Source organism: Streptomyces viridochromogenes (assembly GCF_001270495.1).
Taxonomy (GTDB): domain Bacteria; phylum Actinomycetota; class Actinomycetes; order Streptomycetales; family Streptomycetaceae; genus Streptomyces; species Streptomyces viridochromogenes_A.
On sequence record NZ_LGUR01000036.1, the window covers coordinates 206,768 to 222,771 of the forward strand.

At 70.5% G+C, this 16,004-nt stretch carries 15 protein-coding genes; 7 read left to right on the forward strand and 8 right to left on the reverse strand.

Annotated features, from left to right (window positions below; genetic code table 11):
* Positions 1-69: 69 nt before the first annotated feature.
* Genes iolD through iolC form a run of 4 tightly spaced genes read right to left on the reverse strand, consistent with a single transcriptional unit; the run spans position 70 to position 4,745 of the window.
* On the reverse strand, positions 70-1,947 hold the full coding sequence (iolD, locus tag ADK36_RS06910) for a 3D-(3,5/4)-trihydroxycyclohexane-1,2-dione acylhydrolase (decyclizing) (protein WP_048579988.1): 1,878 nt from the start codon (positions 1,945-1,947) through the stop codon (positions 70-72).
* An 8-nt stretch (positions 1,948-1,955) separates the two neighbouring features.
* Positions 1,956-2,843, reverse strand: coding sequence for a 5-deoxy-glucuronate isomerase (gene iolB, locus ADK36_RS06915; RefSeq protein WP_048579989.1), 888 nt, complete (start codon positions 2,841-2,843; stop codon positions 1,956-1,958).
* A 25-nt stretch (positions 2,844-2,868) separates the two neighbouring features.
* On the reverse strand, positions 2,869-3,747 hold the full coding sequence (locus ADK36_RS06920; RefSeq protein WP_048579990.1) for a Cgl0159 family (beta/alpha)8-fold protein: 879 nt from the start codon (positions 3,745-3,747) through the stop codon (positions 2,869-2,871).
* 38 nt (positions 3,748-3,785) lie between these two features.
* Positions 3,786-4,745 carry a 5-dehydro-2-deoxygluconokinase gene (iolC, locus tag ADK36_RS06925; protein WP_048579991.1) on the reverse strand — a complete coding sequence of 320 codons (960 nt, stop codon included), beginning with the start codon at positions 4,743-4,745 and terminating at the stop codon, positions 3,786-3,788.
* A 297-nt stretch (positions 4,746-5,042) separates the two neighbouring features.
* Here iolC and ADK36_RS06930 point away from each other — a divergent pair, with 297 nt between their 5' ends.
* From ADK36_RS06930 to ADK36_RS06950, 5 genes are read left to right on the forward strand one after another with little or no spacing between them, the layout of a single operon-like run.
* Positions 5,043-6,059, forward strand: coding sequence for a sugar ABC transporter substrate-binding protein (locus ADK36_RS06930; RefSeq protein ID WP_048579992.1), 1,017 nt, complete (start codon positions 5,043-5,045; stop codon positions 6,057-6,059).
* Positions 6,060-6,064: 5 nt separating this feature from the next.
* The gene (locus tag ADK36_RS06935) at positions 6,065-7,138 is read left to right on the forward strand and encodes an ABC transporter permease (RefSeq protein WP_053196778.1); all 1,074 of its coding nucleotides are present in this window, start codon (positions 6,065-6,067) and stop codon (positions 7,136-7,138) included.
* Between the two features lie 5 nt (positions 7,139-7,143).
* Positions 7,144-8,052, forward strand: coding sequence for an ATP-binding cassette domain-containing protein (locus ADK36_RS06940; protein WP_048579993.1), 909 nt, complete (start codon positions 7,144-7,146; stop codon positions 8,050-8,052).
* A 1-nt stretch (position 8,053) separates the two neighbouring features.
* Entirely contained in the window at positions 8,054-8,956 is a 903-nt protein-coding gene (locus tag ADK36_RS06945; RefSeq protein WP_048579994.1) for a sugar phosphate isomerase/epimerase family protein, read from the forward strand.
* A 25-nt stretch (positions 8,957-8,981) separates the two neighbouring features.
* Entirely contained in the window at positions 8,982-10,004 is a 1,023-nt protein-coding gene (locus ADK36_RS06950; protein WP_053196748.1) for a Gfo/Idh/MocA family protein, read from the forward strand.
* Positions 10,005-10,067: 63 nt separating this feature from the next.
* On the opposite strand, the gene ADK36_RS06955 is transcribed toward ADK36_RS06950, so the two are convergent.
* The 4 genes from ADK36_RS06955 to ADK36_RS06970 all read right to left on the reverse strand — a co-directional run bounded on the left by ADK36_RS06955 (position 10,068) and on the right by ADK36_RS06970 (position 14,185).
* Complete coding sequence (locus tag ADK36_RS06955; RefSeq protein WP_053196750.1) at positions 10,068-11,090, reverse strand: Gfo/Idh/MocA family protein; 1,023 nt, start codon at positions 11,088-11,090, stop codon at positions 10,068-10,070.
* Positions 11,087-12,091, reverse strand: a complete 1,005-nt coding sequence (locus ADK36_RS06960) for a Gfo/Idh/MocA family protein (protein WP_053196752.1) — start codon at positions 12,089-12,091, stop codon at positions 11,087-11,089. Before ADK36_RS06960 ends, ADK36_RS06955 begins: the two co-directional genes overlap by 4 nt.
* 105 nt (positions 12,092-12,196) lie before the next feature.
* The gene (locus tag ADK36_RS06965; RefSeq protein ID WP_048579998.1) at positions 12,197-12,973 is read right to left on the reverse strand and encodes an SDR family oxidoreductase; all 777 of its coding nucleotides are present in this window, start codon (positions 12,971-12,973) and stop codon (positions 12,197-12,199) included.
* 45 nt (positions 12,974-13,018) lie between these two features.
* Positions 13,019-14,185, reverse strand: coding sequence for a phytanoyl-CoA dioxygenase family protein (locus ADK36_RS06970; RefSeq protein ID WP_048579999.1), 1,167 nt, complete (start codon positions 14,183-14,185; stop codon positions 13,019-13,021).
* A 107-nt stretch (positions 14,186-14,292) separates the two neighbouring features.
* On the opposite strand from ADK36_RS06970, the gene ADK36_RS06975 reads away from it, so the two are divergent.
* Positions 14,293-15,321: a LacI family DNA-binding transcriptional regulator gene (locus ADK36_RS06975; RefSeq protein ID WP_053196754.1), complete on the forward strand. Its 1,029-nt coding sequence runs from the start codon at positions 14,293-14,295 to the stop codon at positions 15,319-15,321.
* 63 nt (positions 15,322-15,384) lie between these two features.
* Positions 15,385-15,996 carry a TMEM175 family protein gene (locus tag ADK36_RS06980; RefSeq protein ID WP_199830125.1) on the forward strand — a complete coding sequence of 204 codons (612 nt, stop codon included), beginning with the start codon at positions 15,385-15,387 and terminating at the stop codon, positions 15,994-15,996.
* The last annotated feature ends 8 nt before the right edge of the window (positions 15,997-16,004 follow it).

Here is a 16,004-nt window from a genome sequence, read left to right on the forward strand (position 1 = left end):
CGAATGGGCCTTTCGAGGGCGGGGCGAAGTGCGGGTCGGGTGCGGGGAGTTCAGAGGTGGTGACGGCGATCAGAGGTGGTGACGGCGTCCGGCGACGTTCCGGTCGTACCGTTCGCGGGCTTCGACGGCGGCCTCGCGGGAGGCGACCTCGGCCACGGGCACGTCCCACCAGGCCTCGGCACCCGGTGAGGTCGGGTTCTTGATGTCGGTCTCGACGTATACGCAGGTCGGCCGGTCCGAGGCACGGGCCGTGGCCAGCGCCTCGCGCAGCTCGCGGACCGTCTTGGCGCGCAGGACGTCCATGCCGAGGCTGGCCGCGTTGGCGGCGAGGTCGACCGGGAGCGGGGCGCCGGTGAAGGTGCCGTCGGCGGCCCGGTAGCGGTAGTCGGTGCCGAAGCGCTCGGCGCCGATCTCGGCCGACAGCCCGCCGATGGAGGCGTAGCCGTGGTTCTGGATCAGGACGATGTTGACCGGCAGACCCTCCTGGACCGCGGTGACGATCTCCGTCGGCATCATCAGGTACGTGCCGTCGCCGACCAGCGACCACACGGCCGTGTCCGGGGCGGCCTGCTGGATGCCGATCCCGGCCGGGATCTCGTAGCCCATGCAGGAATAGCCGTACTCCAGGTGGTACTGGCGCGGCGAGCGGGACCGCCACAGCTTGTGCAGGTCGCCCGGGAGCGAACCGGCCGCGTTGATCACCACGTCGTCGTCGCCGACGACCGCGTCCAGGGCGCCCAGCACCTGGGTCTGCGTCGGCACGGCGCTCTCGTCGTCCGCACGGTAGGCGGCCTCGACCACGGCGTCCCAACGCTCCTTGCCGGCGCGGTACTCGGCCTCGTACGCCGCGTCCACGCGGTGGCCGGAGAGCGCCTCCGTCAGGGCCGTGAGCCCTGCCCTGGCGTCGCAGACCAGCGTGCGCGCGGCCAGCTTGTGCGCGTCGAAGCCGGTGATGTTGAGGTTCAGGAAGCGCACGTCCGGGTTCTGGAAGAGCGTGCCGGAGGCGGTGGTGAAGTCGGTGTATCTCGTGCCCACGCCGATCACCAGGTCGGCCGCGCGGGCGAGGTCGTCGCTGACCGAGGTGCCGGTGTGGCCGATGCCGCCGAGATCGGCGGGGTGGTCGTACCGCAGCGAGCCCTTGCCGGCCTGGGTGGAGGAGACCGGGATGCCGGTGGCCTCGACGAAGGCCTTCAGCGCCGCCTCGGCCTCGCTGTGGTGGACGCCGCCGCCCGCGACGATCAGCGGACGCTCGGCGGCCCGGATCGCCTCGACGGCCGCGGTCAGCTCGACCGGGTCGGGCGCGGGACGCCGTACGTACCAGACGCGCTCGGCGAAGAACTCCTCCGGCCAGTCGTACGCCTCCGCCTGCACGTCCTGGGGGAGGGCCAGCGTGACCGCGCCGGTCTCGGCCGGGTCGGCGAGCACGCGCATGGCGTTCAGCGCGGACGGGATCAGGGCCTCGGGGCGGGTGATCCGGTCGAAGTAGCGCGAGACCGGGCGCAGGGTGTCGTTGACCGACACGTCCGCCTCGGTCGGGTGCTCCAGCTGCTGGAGCAGCGGGTCGGGGGCGTGCGAGGCGAAGTAGTCGCCGGGGAGGAGGAGGACGGGCAGGCGGTTGATCGTCGCCAGGGCCGCCCCGGTGACCAGATTGGTGGCGCCCGGACCGATCGACGTCGTCACCGCCTGCGCGGAGAGCCGGTTGAGCTGACGGGCGTAGCCGACGGCCGCGTGCACCATGGACTGCTCGTTGCGGCCCTGGTGGTACGGCATGGCGTCCTCGCCCGCCTGGAGGAGGGCCTGCCCGAGGCCGGCGACGTTGCCGTGGCCGAAGATGCCCCAGGTGCCGGCGACCAGCCGGTGCCGCACGCCGTCGCGCTCGGTGTACTGGACGGACAGGAACCGCACCAGCGCCTGGGCGACGGTCAGACGGACGGTGGATGAGCTCATCGAGGACCTCACTGGGACGGAGCGGTGTAGAGGGGCAGACGGGGGTCGACGGGCTGGTCCGGCCAGGTGCCGCGGATCCAGGCGTGGTCGGGGTGGTCGCAGATCAGCCAGGCGCGCTCGGCCTCGGGGCCCGCCATGACGTTGAGGTAGTACATGTGGTGGCCGGGCACGGCCATGGAGGGCCCGTGCCAGCCGTCGGGGATGAGTACGACGTCGCCGCCGCGCACCTCCGCCAGGACGTCGGTGCCCCGGCCGTGCCCGGACGGGGAGACGCGCTGGTAGCCGAGGCCGGGAGTGTCCTCGTGGTCGGCGAACTCGAAGTAGTAGATCTCCTCCAGCACCGACTCCTCGCCGGGCCGGTGCTCGTCGTGCTTGTGCGGCGGGAACGACGACCAGTTGCCGCCCGGCGTGATGACCTCGACCGCGATCAGCTTGTCGCACTCGAAGACCCCGGCCGCGCCGAAGTTGTTCACCTGGCGGGAGGAGTTGCCCGTGCCGCGCAGCTCCACCGGCACCGACGACGCCGGACCGTACCGGGCGGGCAGCCGCCGGGCGCACCGCGCGCCGGTCAGGGCGAACCGTCCGCCGCCGCTGGACGAGACGGTCGTCCGGGCGTCGCGCGGCACGTAGGCGAAGTCGCTCACGCCGCTGAACACGCTGTCACGGCCGGTGAGCCGGAACGTCTCGTGGCCGAAATCGTCAGCGCTCTCGACCGTGCAGCCGCCGTTCAGCGGTAGGACGATCCACTCGCTGTCGCCGGTGTCGAAGCTGTGCGAGCCGCCGGGCGGCAGCTCCAGGATCCGCAGGCTGGAGTAGCCCCAGCCGGCCTTCTCGGGCGTGACGTCCACGACGTAGGGGCCGCCGAGCGCCTTTCCCGCGGGAAGGTGATACGTCATCGTGTCTCTCCGCCTCACAATCCGGTCACAACAGGCCGACGGCCGTGTCCACCGCCGTCTCCACGCTGCCCTCGGCCGGGTAGAGCAGCGAGCGGCCGACGACCAGGCCCTGGACGGTGGGGAGCCGGAGCGCCTTGCGCCAGCGCTCGTACGCACCCTCTTGGTCGCCCCCGACCTCACCGCCCAGCAGGACGACGGGGAGCGTGGACGTCTCAAGAACTTCGGCCATGTCGTCGGGGTCATGGGTGACGGGCAGTTTCAGCCAGGTGTAGGCCGAGGTGCCGCCGAGTCCGGACGCGATCGCGATCGACTTGGTGACGGCCTCGGCGGACAGGTCGTTGCGCACCTGGCCGTCGATCCGCCGGGAGATGAACGGCTCGACGAACAGCGGGAGTTGCCGCGCGGCCATGTCGTCGATGGCGCGGGCCGTGGTCTCCAGGGTGGTCAGCGAACCGGCGTCCTCGTAGTCGATGCGCACCAGCAGCTTGCCCGCGTCGAAGCGCAGCCGGGCCATGTCCTCGGCGCGGTGGCCCGTGAAGCGGTCGTCCATCTCGAACGAGGCCCCGGCCAGGCCCCCGCGGTTCATGGAGCCCATGACAACCTTGTCGTCGAGGACGCCGAGGAGCAGCAGGTCCTCCAGGATGTCGGCGGTGGCCAGCACCCCGTCGACGCCGGGCCGGGACAGCGCGATGCAGAGGCGTTCCAGCAGCTCGGCCCGGTTGGCCATGGCCAGACGCCGGTCGCCGACGCCCAGGGCGCCGCGGGCCGGGTGGTCGGCGGCCACGATCATCAGGCGGCCGCTGTCGCCGATCAGCGGGCGGCGCACCCGGCGGGCCGCGGCCTCGGCGATCGCCTCGGGGTGCCGGGCTCTGACCGCGGTGAGGTCGGGAATGCTGATACTCAAAGGAAGCTCCGTTTTTTCAGGGGTGGCTCTGCCGGCCGTCACGACGCCTGGGCGATGAGGCCCTCGACCTCGGACTCGGTGGGCATCGCGGAGGAGCAGGCCAGGCGGGAGGCGACGAGGGCGCCGGCGGCGTTGGCGTACCGCATGGTCTTCTCCAGCTCCCACCCGGACAGCAGCCCGTGGACCAGCGAGCCGCCGAAGGCGTCGCCCGCGCCGAGGCCGTTGGCCACCTCGACCGGCACCGGCGGCACCTCGGCCTCCGTTCCGTCGCGGTGCACCGCCAGCACGCCCTTGGGGCCCTGCTTGACGACCGCCAGCTCCACGCCGGCCGCCAGCAGCGCCTCGGCGCAGGCGCGGGGCTCGCGGACCCCGGTGGCGACCTCGCACTCGTCGAGGTTGCCGACCGCGACGGTGACGTGCCGCAGCGCCTCCGTGTAGTACGGGCGGGCCTGCTCGGGGTCCTTCCAGAACATGGGGCGCCAGTCGAGGTCGAAGACCGTGGTGCCCGCCTTGTCGCGCGCCTTGAGGGCGGCGAGGGTGGCGGAGCGGCTCGGCTCCTCGCTCAGCCCGGTGCCGGTGATCCAGAAGACGCGGGCCGAGCGGATGGCCCAGTAGTCCAGTTCGTCGGAGTGTATCTCCAGGTCAGGGGCCTTAGGCTGCCGGTAGAAGTACAGCGGGAAGTCGTCCGGCGGGAAGATCTCGCAGAACGTCACCGGCGTCGGGTACGCCGCGACGGGCGTCACCCAGCGGTCGTCGACGCCGAAGTCCTTGAGGGCCTCGTGCAGGTACGCGCCGAACGGGTCGTCGCCGGTGCGCGTGATCACGGCGGTGGCACGACCGAGCCGGGCGGCGGCGACGGCGACGTTCGCGGCCGAGCCGCCGAGGAATTTACCGAACGTCTCCACCTGCGTCAGAGGTAGCCCAGACTGCAGGGGGTAGAGATCGACTCCTATCCTTCCCATCGTGATCAAGTCGAAGGACTTGGCTGACTCGGCCATGCGCGACGCTCCTAGAGCTGGACAGGGGGTGCGGGTCCCAGCGGGCCTGCCGCCTCCCAGGTTTAGGTCGTGGAGGCCGACGCTGTCAATACTTTGTACTTACATTCGGACCTGAGTGTGAAATGATGTCTTAACAAAGTATTGACAGCGGGCGCATCTAGGGATTGGATCCCGTCCCAGCGAACCGCAGTGTTCTACGGCATACGACCCGGACTTCCCAAGGCTCCGGGCCATGGATCCAGTGATCATCCCTTTCCCCCCGTCGCACACCCCGTCGCACAGTGAGGTGCTGGAAAGATGGACCGCTATACCCCCCGCCCCCGCAAGCTGGCCCCTATGGTGGCCCTGGCTGCCGCGGTCACGCTGACCCTCGCCGGATGCTCGAGTAGCTCCGGCGGCAAGCAGGCCGAGGAGGGCGGGGAGGACGCCTCCGCGGGCAAGGCCAACACTCCCCGTATGACCGTCGCCCTGGTGACCCACCAGTCGCCCGGTGACACCTTCTGGGACATCGTCCGCAAGGGCGCCGAGGCGGCCGCCGCCAAGGACAACATCAAGCTGGTCTACTCCGCCGACCCGAACGCGGGCAACCAGGCCAACCTGGTGCAGAACGCGATCGACCAGAAGGTCGACGGCATCGCCATCACCCTCGCCAAGCCGGACGCCCTGAAGGACGTCGTCGCCAAGGCGAAGAAGGCGAACATCCCGGTCGTCGGCCTCAACTCCGGTGTGAGCGACTGGCAGAAGCTCGGCCTGATGGAGTTCTTCGGCCAGGACGAGACCGTGGCCGGCGAGGCGCTCGGCAAGCGACTGAACGAGGAGGGCGCGAAGAAGGCCGTCTGTGTCATCCAGGAACAGGGCAACATCGGCCTCACCCAGCGCTGTGACGGAGTGAAGAAGACGTTCGAGGGCACGACCGAGACCCTCAACGTCAACGGCACGGACATGCCGTCCGTGAAGTCCACGATCACCGCCAAGCTCAAGACGGACAGCGACATCGACTACGTCGTCGCCCTCGGCGCCCCGTTCGCGCTGACGGCCGCTCAGTCCGTGGACGAGGCGGGCAGCAAGGCGAAGGTGGCGACCTTCGACCTGAACAAGCAGCTGACCGGAGCGATCAGCAAGGGCGACATCGAGTTCGCCGTCGACCAGCAGCCCTACCTCCAGGGCTACCTGGCGATCGACTCCCTGTGGCTCTACAAGAACAACGGCAACTACATGGGCGGCGGCGAGGCACCGGTGCTGACCGGACCTGCCTTCGTCGACAAGACGAATGTCGAGACGATCGACAAGTTCGCCGCGAAGGGCACTCGGTGACGAACATGACCCAACAGGCTGAGCCGGCGGTGACCACACCGCCGGCCCCCGGCCCCGGCAAGGCATCCGACGGGCGGACCAGGGAGCGCCCCCTGGCGCTGCGCCTCCTCGCCCGGCCCGAGGTGGGCGTCTTCCTCGGCGCCGTCGCGGTGCTGATCTTCTTCCTCATCACGGCCCCGGCCGTGCGTGACGGCAGCTCGATGGCGAACATCCTCTACCAGTCGTCGACCATCGGGATCATGGCCCTGCCGGTCGCGCTGCTGATGATCGGCGGCGAGTTCGACCTGTCCGCCGGTGTCGCGGTGATCACTTCCGCGCTGACGGCCAGCATGACCGCCTACCAGCTCAGCATGAACGTCTGGGTCGGCGTGATCGTCGCCCTGATCGTGTCCCTCGCGATCGGCCTGTTCAACGGCTGGCTGCTGGTCAAGACCGGTCTGCCCAGCTTCCTGGTCACCCTGGGCACCTTCCTGATCCTCCAGGGCGTGAACCTGGCGGTCACCAAGGCGATCACCGGCAATGTCGCCACGGACGACATCAGCGACATGGACGGCTTCGACCAGGCCAAGGCGCTCTTCGCCTCGTCCTTCGAGGTCGGCGGCGTCAACGTGAAGATCACGGTGGTGTGGTGGCTGGTCTTCGCGGCGCTGGCGACCTGGGTGCTGCTGCGCACGAGGTACGGCAACTGGATCTTCGCGGTCGGCGGCAACAAGGAGTCCTCCCGGGCCGTCGGTGTGCCGGTGACGTTCACGAAGATCTCGCTGTTCATGCTGGTCGGGTTCGGCGCCTGGTTCGTCGGCATGCACCAGCTGTTCTCGTTCAACACCGTGCAGTCCGGCGAGGGTGTGGGCCAGGAGCTCATCTACATCGCCGCGGCGGTGATCGGCGGCTGTCTGCTGACCGGTGGCGCCGGTTCCGCGATCGGCCCGGTCTTCGGCGCGTTCATGTTCGGCATGGTGCAGCAGGGCATCGTCTACGCCGGCTGGAACCCCGACTGGTTCAAGGCCTTCCTCGGCGTGATGCTCCTCGGTGCCGTCCTCATCAATCTGTGGGTCCAGCGCACAGCGACCAGGAGGTGACCTGAATGACCACCGAAAAGACCGGCACGCACGGTGCCATCCTCCAGGACAAGGCCCCGGAGAAGGACGCCCCGATCGTCGAACTGCGCGGGGCGGGCAAGTCCTACGGCAACATCCGTGCCCTGCACGGCGTGGACCTGAAGGTGTTCCCCAGCCAGGTCACCTGCGTGCTCGGCGACAACGGCGCCGGCAAGTCCACCCTCATCAAGATCATCTCGGGTCTGCACCAGCACACCGAGGGCGAGTTCCTCGTCGACGGCGAACCCGTCCGCTTCTCCACCCCGCGCGAGGCCCTCGACGCCGGAATCGCCACCGTCTACCAGGACCTCGCCGTCGTCCCGCTGATGCCGGTGTGGCGCAACTTCTTCCTCGGCTCCGAGATGACCAAGGGCCCCTGGCCCGTACGCCGTCTCGACATCGAGCGGATGAAGAAGACCGCCGACGAAGAGCTGCGCAACATGGGCATCATCCTCGATGACCTGGAGCAGCCCATCGGCACCCTGTCCGGCGGCCAGCGCCAGTGCGTGGCGATCGCCCGCGCCGTCTACTTCGGCGCCCGCGTCCTCATCCTGGACGAGCCCACCGCCGCCCTCGGCGTCAAGCAGTCCGGTGTGGTGCTCAAGTACATCGCCGCCGCCCGCGAGAAGGGCCTGGGCGTCATCTTCATCACCCACAATCCGCACCACGCCTACATGGTCGGCGACCACTTCAGCGTGCTGCGGCTGGGCACGATGGAGCTCAACGCCTCGCGCGCCGAGGTCGGCCTCGAAGAACTCACCAACCACATGGCCGGTGGCACCGAACTGGCCGCGCTCAAGCACGAGCTGAGCCAGGTCCGCGGCGTCGACGTCGAGGAACTCCCCGAAGAGGAAGACCTCACCGCAACCGTGGCGTCCACTGAAGGGAAGTCCTGACATGCCCCCCGCGCTCGACCGTATCCGGGTCGGTTCGGCCCCCGACTCCTGGGGCGTCTGGTTCCCCGACGACCCCGTCCAGGTGCCCTGGGAACGCTTCCTCGACGAGGTCTCCGAGGCCGGCTACGACTGGATAGAACTCGGCCCGTACGGCTATCTCCCCACCGACCCGGCCCGCCTCACCGACGAGATCGACAAGCGGGGCCTCAAGGTGTCGGCCGGCACGATCTTCACCGGACTGCACCGCGGCCCCTCCGTCTGGGAGTCCACCTGGGAGCACGTCAGCGAGGTCGCCTCGCTCACCCAGGCCATGGGCGCGAAGCACCTGGTCGTCATCCCGTCGTTCTGGCGGGACGACAAGACCGCCGAGATCCTGGAGCCGCCGGAGCTCACCGGCGAGCAGTGGGCCCACCTGACCAAGGGCATGGAGCGCCTCGGGCACGAGGTGAAGGAGCGGTTCGGCCTCGACATCGTCGTGCACCCGCACGCCGACACCCACATCGACACCGAGGCCCACGTCGAGCGCTTCCTCGACTCGACCGACTCCGACCTGGTCAACCTCTGCCTGGACACCGGGCACTACGCCTACTGCGGTGGCGACAGCGTCAAGCTGATCGAGACCTACGGCGAGCGCATCGGCTATCTGCACCTCAAGCAGGTCGACCCGGAGATCCTCGCGGACGTGGTCAAGAACGAGATCCCGTTCGGCCCCGCCGTCCAGCGCGGTGTGATGTGCGAACCCCCGGCGGGCGTACCCGAGCTGGGTCCGGTCCTGACGGCCGCGCAGAAGCTCAACGTGGACCTGTTCGCGATCGTCGAGCAGGACATGTACCCCTGCGAGCCGGACAAGCCGCTGCCCATCGCGGTCCGTACCCGTAAGTTCCTGAGGTCCTGCGGCGCCTGACGACCCGAAAGGACGGCCGATCACCATGACCCGACGTCCGCACACGCTCGGAGTCGCAGTAATCGGTACCGGAAAGATGGGCGCCGACCATGTGCGCCGCATCCAGGAGGTCACCAGCGGGGCACGGGTGACCGCCGTCGTGGACGTCGACGCGGAGCGCGCCAAAGCGGTCGCGGCCCGCGTCGACGGCTGCACCGCCTACACCGACCCGGCCGCCGCGATGGCGGCGGCCGACGTCGACGCGGTGATCGTCGCCTCACCGGGCCCCGCCCACGAGGCGGCGCTCCTCGCGGCCTTCGAGCACGACGTGCCGGTGCTGTGCGAGAAGCCCCTCACCCCGGACGCGGCATCCGCGCTGCGGGTCCTGGAGGCCGAGCAGAAGCTCGGTCACCGCCGCGTCCAGGTGGGCTTCATGCGGCGCTACGACGCCGAGTACATGAAGCTCAAATCCCTTCTGCGGACGGGCCAGTTGGGCCGCCCCTTGATGCTGCACAACCGGCACCGCAACGTCGCCAGCCCGCCCGGCTGGACGTCCGAGATGCTCATCAACGACTCGGTGACGCACGAGATGGACGTGACCCGCTGGCTGCTCGGCCACGAGATCACGGCCGTCACCGCGCTCGCCCCGACGCCGTCCGGCAACGCCCCCGACGGCATCCGGGACCCGCAGTTCGTCGTCTTCGAGACCGACGGCGGCGCGATCGTCGACGTCGAGATCTTCGTCAACTGCGGCTTCGGCTACCAGGTCCAGGCCGAGGTCGTCTGCGAACGCGGCACCGCCCGCGTCGGCGACGGCCACGCCATGGTCACCAACGCGGCCGGCCGCTGGGGCGGCATCATCGCCCAGGACTACATCGAGCGGTTCGCCGACGCCTACGACCGTGAGGTCCAGGCCTGGGTCGACGCCACCCGGCACGGCGAGGCCACCGGGCCCAGCGCGTGGGACGGGTACGCCGTGGCCGCGGTGTGCGAGGCGGCCGTACGGGCGTTGGAGGAGGGCGGCCGGGTCGCGGTGGACCTGGTCGACCGGCCGGCGCTGTACGCCTGACAACGCCGCCGTGCGAAAGGAGGGCCGGGGGAGCTTCCCCCGGCCCTCCTTCGTGCTCCGCACTCAGCCCGCGAGGCCCGTGCGCGGCCGCGGCTCGAACCCCGCCGCACGGTAGGACTCGTCGATCAGCAGCATCGTCGCCAGCGCGTCGTCCGCGTCCAGCGGAAGCGGGGCGTCCCGGCGTATGTGCGCGGCGAGCGCTTCCAGCTGGTAGGTGTACGACGAGCGGGTGCCGAGCCGCTCAGTCCGCTCGCCGTCCGCCGTACGCACCACGACCCGGTCGTCCAGGTGCGGCAGCACGAAGTTCGGCGCGAACGCCTCGCCCGCCGAGCCGACGATCCGGCAGCTCATCTCCAGCTCGTCGTACGCCATGTGGCAGCGCGCGGACGCGGTCGCCCCGCCGGGGAACCCCAGCTCGGCGTCCAGCCACTCGTCGACGCCCGGCGCGCCCGCCCGCTCCCCGCCCCGCGTGGAGACGAGACGCGGCGCACCGCCCGCCCACGGCGCGAGCATCCGCACCGCGTGCAGGCCGTAGCAGCCCAGGTCCATCACGGCGCCGCCCGCGAGGGGCAGTGACCAGCGCGGGTCGGTGTCGCCGGGCGCCGGAATGGCGACCAGCGTCTCCACCCGCTGGAGCTCGCCCAGTTCACCGCTCTCCAGGATCTCGTGCAGCCGCCGGGTCACCGGATGGAAGAGGTAGTGGAACGCCTCCATGAAGACCGTCCCGGCCTTCGCCGTCGCCTCCCGCACCTCGGCCGCCTCCTCGGCGTTGCTCGCCGACGGCTTCTCCGTCAGGACGTGCTTGCCGGCCGCGAGTGCGGCGAGGTTCCACGGCCCGTGCAGGCCGTTGGCGAGCGGGTTGTAGACGACCTCGACATCGGGGTCGGCGAGCAGGTCGGCGTACGAGTCCACCACCCGCTCCACGTCGTGCTCGTCGGCGAACGCCTCGGCGCGGGACCGGTCGCGCGCGGCCACCGCCACGAGGCGGTGGCCGGTCGTCCGGGCCGGGCCGACTAGGGAGAGTTCGGTGATGCGTGCCGCGCCCAGTACCCCGATGCGCAGTGGTTCCCGGCCCGAATCGTTCATCCCTGCCGTACCTCCTCGATCGTCACCGGACGGTGCTCGTGCAGCGACAGTGTGCACGCGTCGGCGATCCAGCCCGCTTCCAGCGCGTCCTCGATCGTGCACGGCGAGGGCCGGGTACCCGCCACGACCTCGGTGAACGCGGTGAGTTCGGTGCGGTAGGCCGCGGTGAAGCGGTCCATGAAGAAGTCGTGCGGGGTGCCGGAGGGGAAGGTCACGCCGGGCTCGACCGAGCGCAGCGGCAGCTTGTCCTCCAGGCCCACGGCAATGCTGTCCTGGAAGCCGTGGATCTCCATGCGGACGTCGTAACCCCGGGCGTTGTGGCGGGAGTTGGAGACCACCGCGATCGTGCCGTCGTCGAGGGTGAGGATCGCGCCGGTGGTGTCGGCGTCGCCCGCCTCCTTGATGTAGTCGGCGCCCTTGTTGCCGCCGACGGCGTACACCTCGGTCACCTCACGGCCGGTCACCCAGCGGATGATGTCGAAGTCGTGCACCGAACAGTCCCGGAAGATGCCACCGGAGGCGGCGATGTACGCGGCGGGCGGCGGCGCCGGGTCCAGCGTGGTCGAGCGCACCGTGTGCAGCTTGCCGAGCTCACCGCTCTGCACGGCGGCGCGGGCGTTCACGAAACCGGTGTCGAAGCGACGGTTGTAGCCGATCTGGATCGGCACGTCCGTACCCTGGACCGCCTTCAGCACCTGGACGCCCTCGCTCATGGTCTTGGCGACGGGCTTCTCGCAGAAGACGGGGATGCCGGCCTCGACGCCGGCCAGGATCAGCGCGGGGTGGGCGTCGGTCGCGGCGGCGACGACGATGCCGTCCACGCCGGCCGCCAGCAGGGCTTCCGGCGAGTCCACGACCTCGGCGCCGAACCGCTCCGCGGCGGCCTTGGCGGCGCCCGCGAACGGGTCGGTGACAACGAGGGAGTCGACCGCGTCGAGTCCGGAGAGAGTCTCGGCGTGGAAGGCGCCGATGCGGCCGAGGCCGAGGATTCCGATACGCATGAGCTTCGCTGCTTTCCTTGTGTAGTGCTGTCCGTTGCTGGGGCTTCGCCCCAGCCCCCGATCGCCCTTCGGGCTCGTCCTCGATGCCGGACGGGCTTTATTGATTCAGTCCAGGCCGCCCAAGACGTTCTGGTCCCAGTCGATCACCGAGCCGGTGACCACGCCGGAGCGGTCCGAGAGCAGGAAGACCACGAAGTCGGCGATTTCGTCCGGCTGGCCCAGCTTGCCCATCGGAAGCTTCGCGGCGGCCTGTTCCCGCCAGTCGTCCGACGCTCCGTGGAAGTTCTTCTGCGTCGCGTCCTCCCCCTCCGTCGCCGTCCACCCGATGTTCAGGCCGTTGATCCGGACCCGGTCCCATCGGTGGGCGTGCGCGGCGTTGCGAGTCAGCCCGATGAGGCCGGCCTTCGCGGAGACATACGGCGCGAGAAACGGCTGCCCGCCGTGCGCCGAGGACGTGATGATGTTGACGATCGTGCCGGGTGCCTTGCGCGCGACCATGTCGGAGACGGCGGCCTGCATGGCGAAGAACGGCGCCTTCAGGTTGATCGCGATGTGCTGGTCGAACAGCTCGGGCGTGGTGTCGAGCAGCGTGCCCCGGGACGTCAGCCCCGCCGAGTTGACCAGGCAGTCGATCCGGCCGTACGCGTCGACGACCTCGGCGACCGAGGACTTCGCCCGGTCGGCGTCGGACAGGTCGGCCCGCACGAACATGGCCTTGCCGCCCTCGGCGGCCAGCTCGGCCACCAGGGCCTCACCGGGTTCCGGGCGCCGCCCGGTGACGGCGACGACCGCCCCCGCGCGGACGGCCGCCCGCGCGATGGCGGCGCCGACACCCTGGCTGCCGCCGTTGACGAGGACGACCTTGTCGTCGAGAAGTCCCATGTCTCTCCGGGTCCTTTCAGTTCCGGGCAGCTTCGGTCAGCTCGGTCAGCTCTGGCGCCGCTCGGCCCCGGCCCGCAGTTCGTCCCGCAGAGCCTCGGGGGTCCATGCCTCGCGCAGCGCGCGCCGTACGGCGTCCGCCTGTGAGGGCGGGGCCAGCCCGGCCACCGGCGGGTCGCTGTCGAGGTTGGTGGGGAAGGGGTAGCCCTCGGCGCTCGCGGCGATCACGTTCGCCGCCCACGCCTCGTCCGCGCCCTCACCGCGGCGCCCCAGCAGCACGGGGTACACGGCGTTCGCGACGGCCTCGCGGTCCGCCGTCTCCATGGCCCGCCCGAACGCGGAGGACACCTGGAGCAGGTTCGCCATGCGCCGGATGTCCGCCGACCGGTTGGTGCCGGCCGCGTGGAAGAGCGCCGGGTTGAAGAAGGCCGCGTCACCCTTGGCGAGGGGGAGCTGGACGTGGTGGTCCTCGAAGTACGCCTGGAACTCCGGGAGCCGCCACGCCAGATAGCCGGGCTCGTACCGCTGCGAGTAAGGCAGGTACATCGTCGGCCCGGACTCCACCGGCATGTCGCAGTGCGCGACGGCGCCCTGGAGCGTGAGCACCGGGGAGAGGAGGTGGACGTGGGCCGGGTAGGCGGCCGCGACCTCGTTGGAGAGGAAGCCCAGGTGGTAGTCGCGGTGCGCGGTCTGCGCCGCGCCGCCCGGGTTGACCACGTTCACCTGCGAGGTCACCTGGTAGCCGGGGCCGAGCCAGGCGGCCGAGACCAGGGCCAGGATGTCGTTGGCATAGTAGTCGGCGAAGGCCTCGGGGTCGTAGAGGGCCGCCTTCTCCAACGCGTTCCAGACCCGGTCGTTGGCGCCCGGCTTGGCGAAGTGGTCCCCGGCGTTCGCGCCCGAGGCACGCTGCTCGGCGATCAGGGCGTCGAACACGGCGCTGAGCCGGTCGACGACCTCCGGGTCCGGGAAGGCGCCCCGGAAGACCACGATGCCCGGTCCCTCGGTGAGGGCGCGGACCAGTTCGGCCCGTACCGCACGGAGGTCGCCGGCCTTGCGCAGGCGCTCGCTGTCGTAGATCAGGACATCGCGCTCCACGGAGGAGGCGTACGGGAAGCCGGCGAGGTCGGTCGCCCGCTCGACGAGTTCACGGAAGTCGGCGAGGTCGCAGTCGTGCTCGGACAGCCAGGTCCGGCGGTGGACGGAGGTGAAGGACATCGGTGTCCTCTCGGTGACAGGGGCGACTCGGCGCTGCCATTCTTGTCATGACAATCCCGTCGAACAACCAGCAGCCGCCCATCAAAAACCCCTCAAGGAGCCGTGGCATGGGCCACCCCTTCCCGATCCGGGAAATCGCACGTCAGGCGGGCCTGAGCGAGGCCACGGTGGACCGGGTCCTGAACGGCAGGGGAGGGGTGCGCGAGAGCACCGCGCGGGAGGTCCAGCAGGCGATAGCCGACCTGGACCGGCAGCGCACGCAGGTCCGTCTGGTGGGCCGTACCTTCATGATCGACATGGTGGTGCAGGCGCCCGAGCGGTTCACCACCGCCGTCCGCGCCGCTCTGGAGGCCGAGCTGCCGTCCCTGCACCCGGCCGTCGTGCGCTCGCGCTTCCACTTCCGGGAGACCGGGCCGATGCCGGAGCTGACCCGGACGCTGGACCGCATCGCCCGGCGCGGCTCGCAGGGCGTGATCCTCAAGGCGCCGGACGTCCCCGAGGTCACCGCCGCCGTCGCCCGGCTCGCGGAGGCCGGCATCCCGGTGGTGACGCTGGTGACCGACCTGCCCTCCACCGCCCGCCTCGCCTATGTCGGCATCGACAACCGGGCCGCGGGCGCGACCGCCGCGTACCTGATGGGCCAGTGGCTCGGCGACCGCCCCGGCAACGTCCTCACCAGCCTCAGCAGCGGCTTCTTCCGCAACGAGGAGGAGCGCGAGATGGGCTTCCGCAGCGCCATGCGGGCCCTCCACCCCGACCGCACGCTCGTCGAGATCGCGGAGGGGCAGGGCCTGGACGCCACCCAGTACGACCTGGTCCGGGCCGCGCTGGAGCGAGACCCGGACATTCGTGCCGTCTACTCGATCGGCGGCGGCAACATCGCCACCCTGCGGGCCTTCGAGGACCTGGGCCGGGAGTGCGCGGTGTTCGTCGCGCACGATCTCGACCAGGACAACACCCGGCTGCTGCGCGAGCACCGTCTGTCCGCCGTCCTCCACCACGACCTGCGCCAGGACATGCGCGAGGCCTGCCACATCGTGATGCGGGCGCATGGCGCGCTGCCGCCGGCGGGACCCACGCTGCCGACGCCGATCCAGGTGGTGACGCCGTACAACATGCCCACGCCCATCGGGTGACGATCGAGGGCGTGCGCCCGGCGTACGCCCGCTGGACGGGCCCCGGTCCCTACCGTCGTCCGCATGTGGAAATCGAACCCGGACGGCGGCCCCGAGCGGCTGATCGCGCTCGCCGACAGCGTGTTCGCCATCGCCGTCACGCTGCTCGTCCTGGACTTCTACGTCCCACGGGGACTGAGCTCGGACGGGTACGACGACGCGCTGCACGAACTGATCCCGAACCTCGGGGCCTACGCGCTCAGCGTGCTGGTGCTCGGCGCCTTCTGGCGTGAACACCGCCGGATCTTCGGCTACGTCCGGCAGGTCGACGGGCAGGTCATCACCCTGTCCATCGTGGGCCTGAGCGTCGCGGCCCTGCTGCCCTTCCCCACCAAGCTCCTCTCCGAGTACGGCAGGGAGCCCGAGTCCGTCGCCATCTACGCGGCGGCGGTCGCCGCCCTCGGCGCCGCCGACCTCGCGGTGCTCCTCGTCCTGGTCCGGCGCCCCTGGCTGCGCGGTGCGAAACAGCCGCCGGAGGGCTTCGGGCTCTTCGTGCTCGACCTCTCGGTGACGGTGGTGGTCTTCGTCGCCAGCATCCCGCTCGCCCTGGTCTACGGCGAGACCGCCATGTGGCTCTGGCTGGTCATGGCCCCGGTCAAGGTGGCCATCGGCCGACGGGCCCGACGGGCGCGCTGATGCCCGCC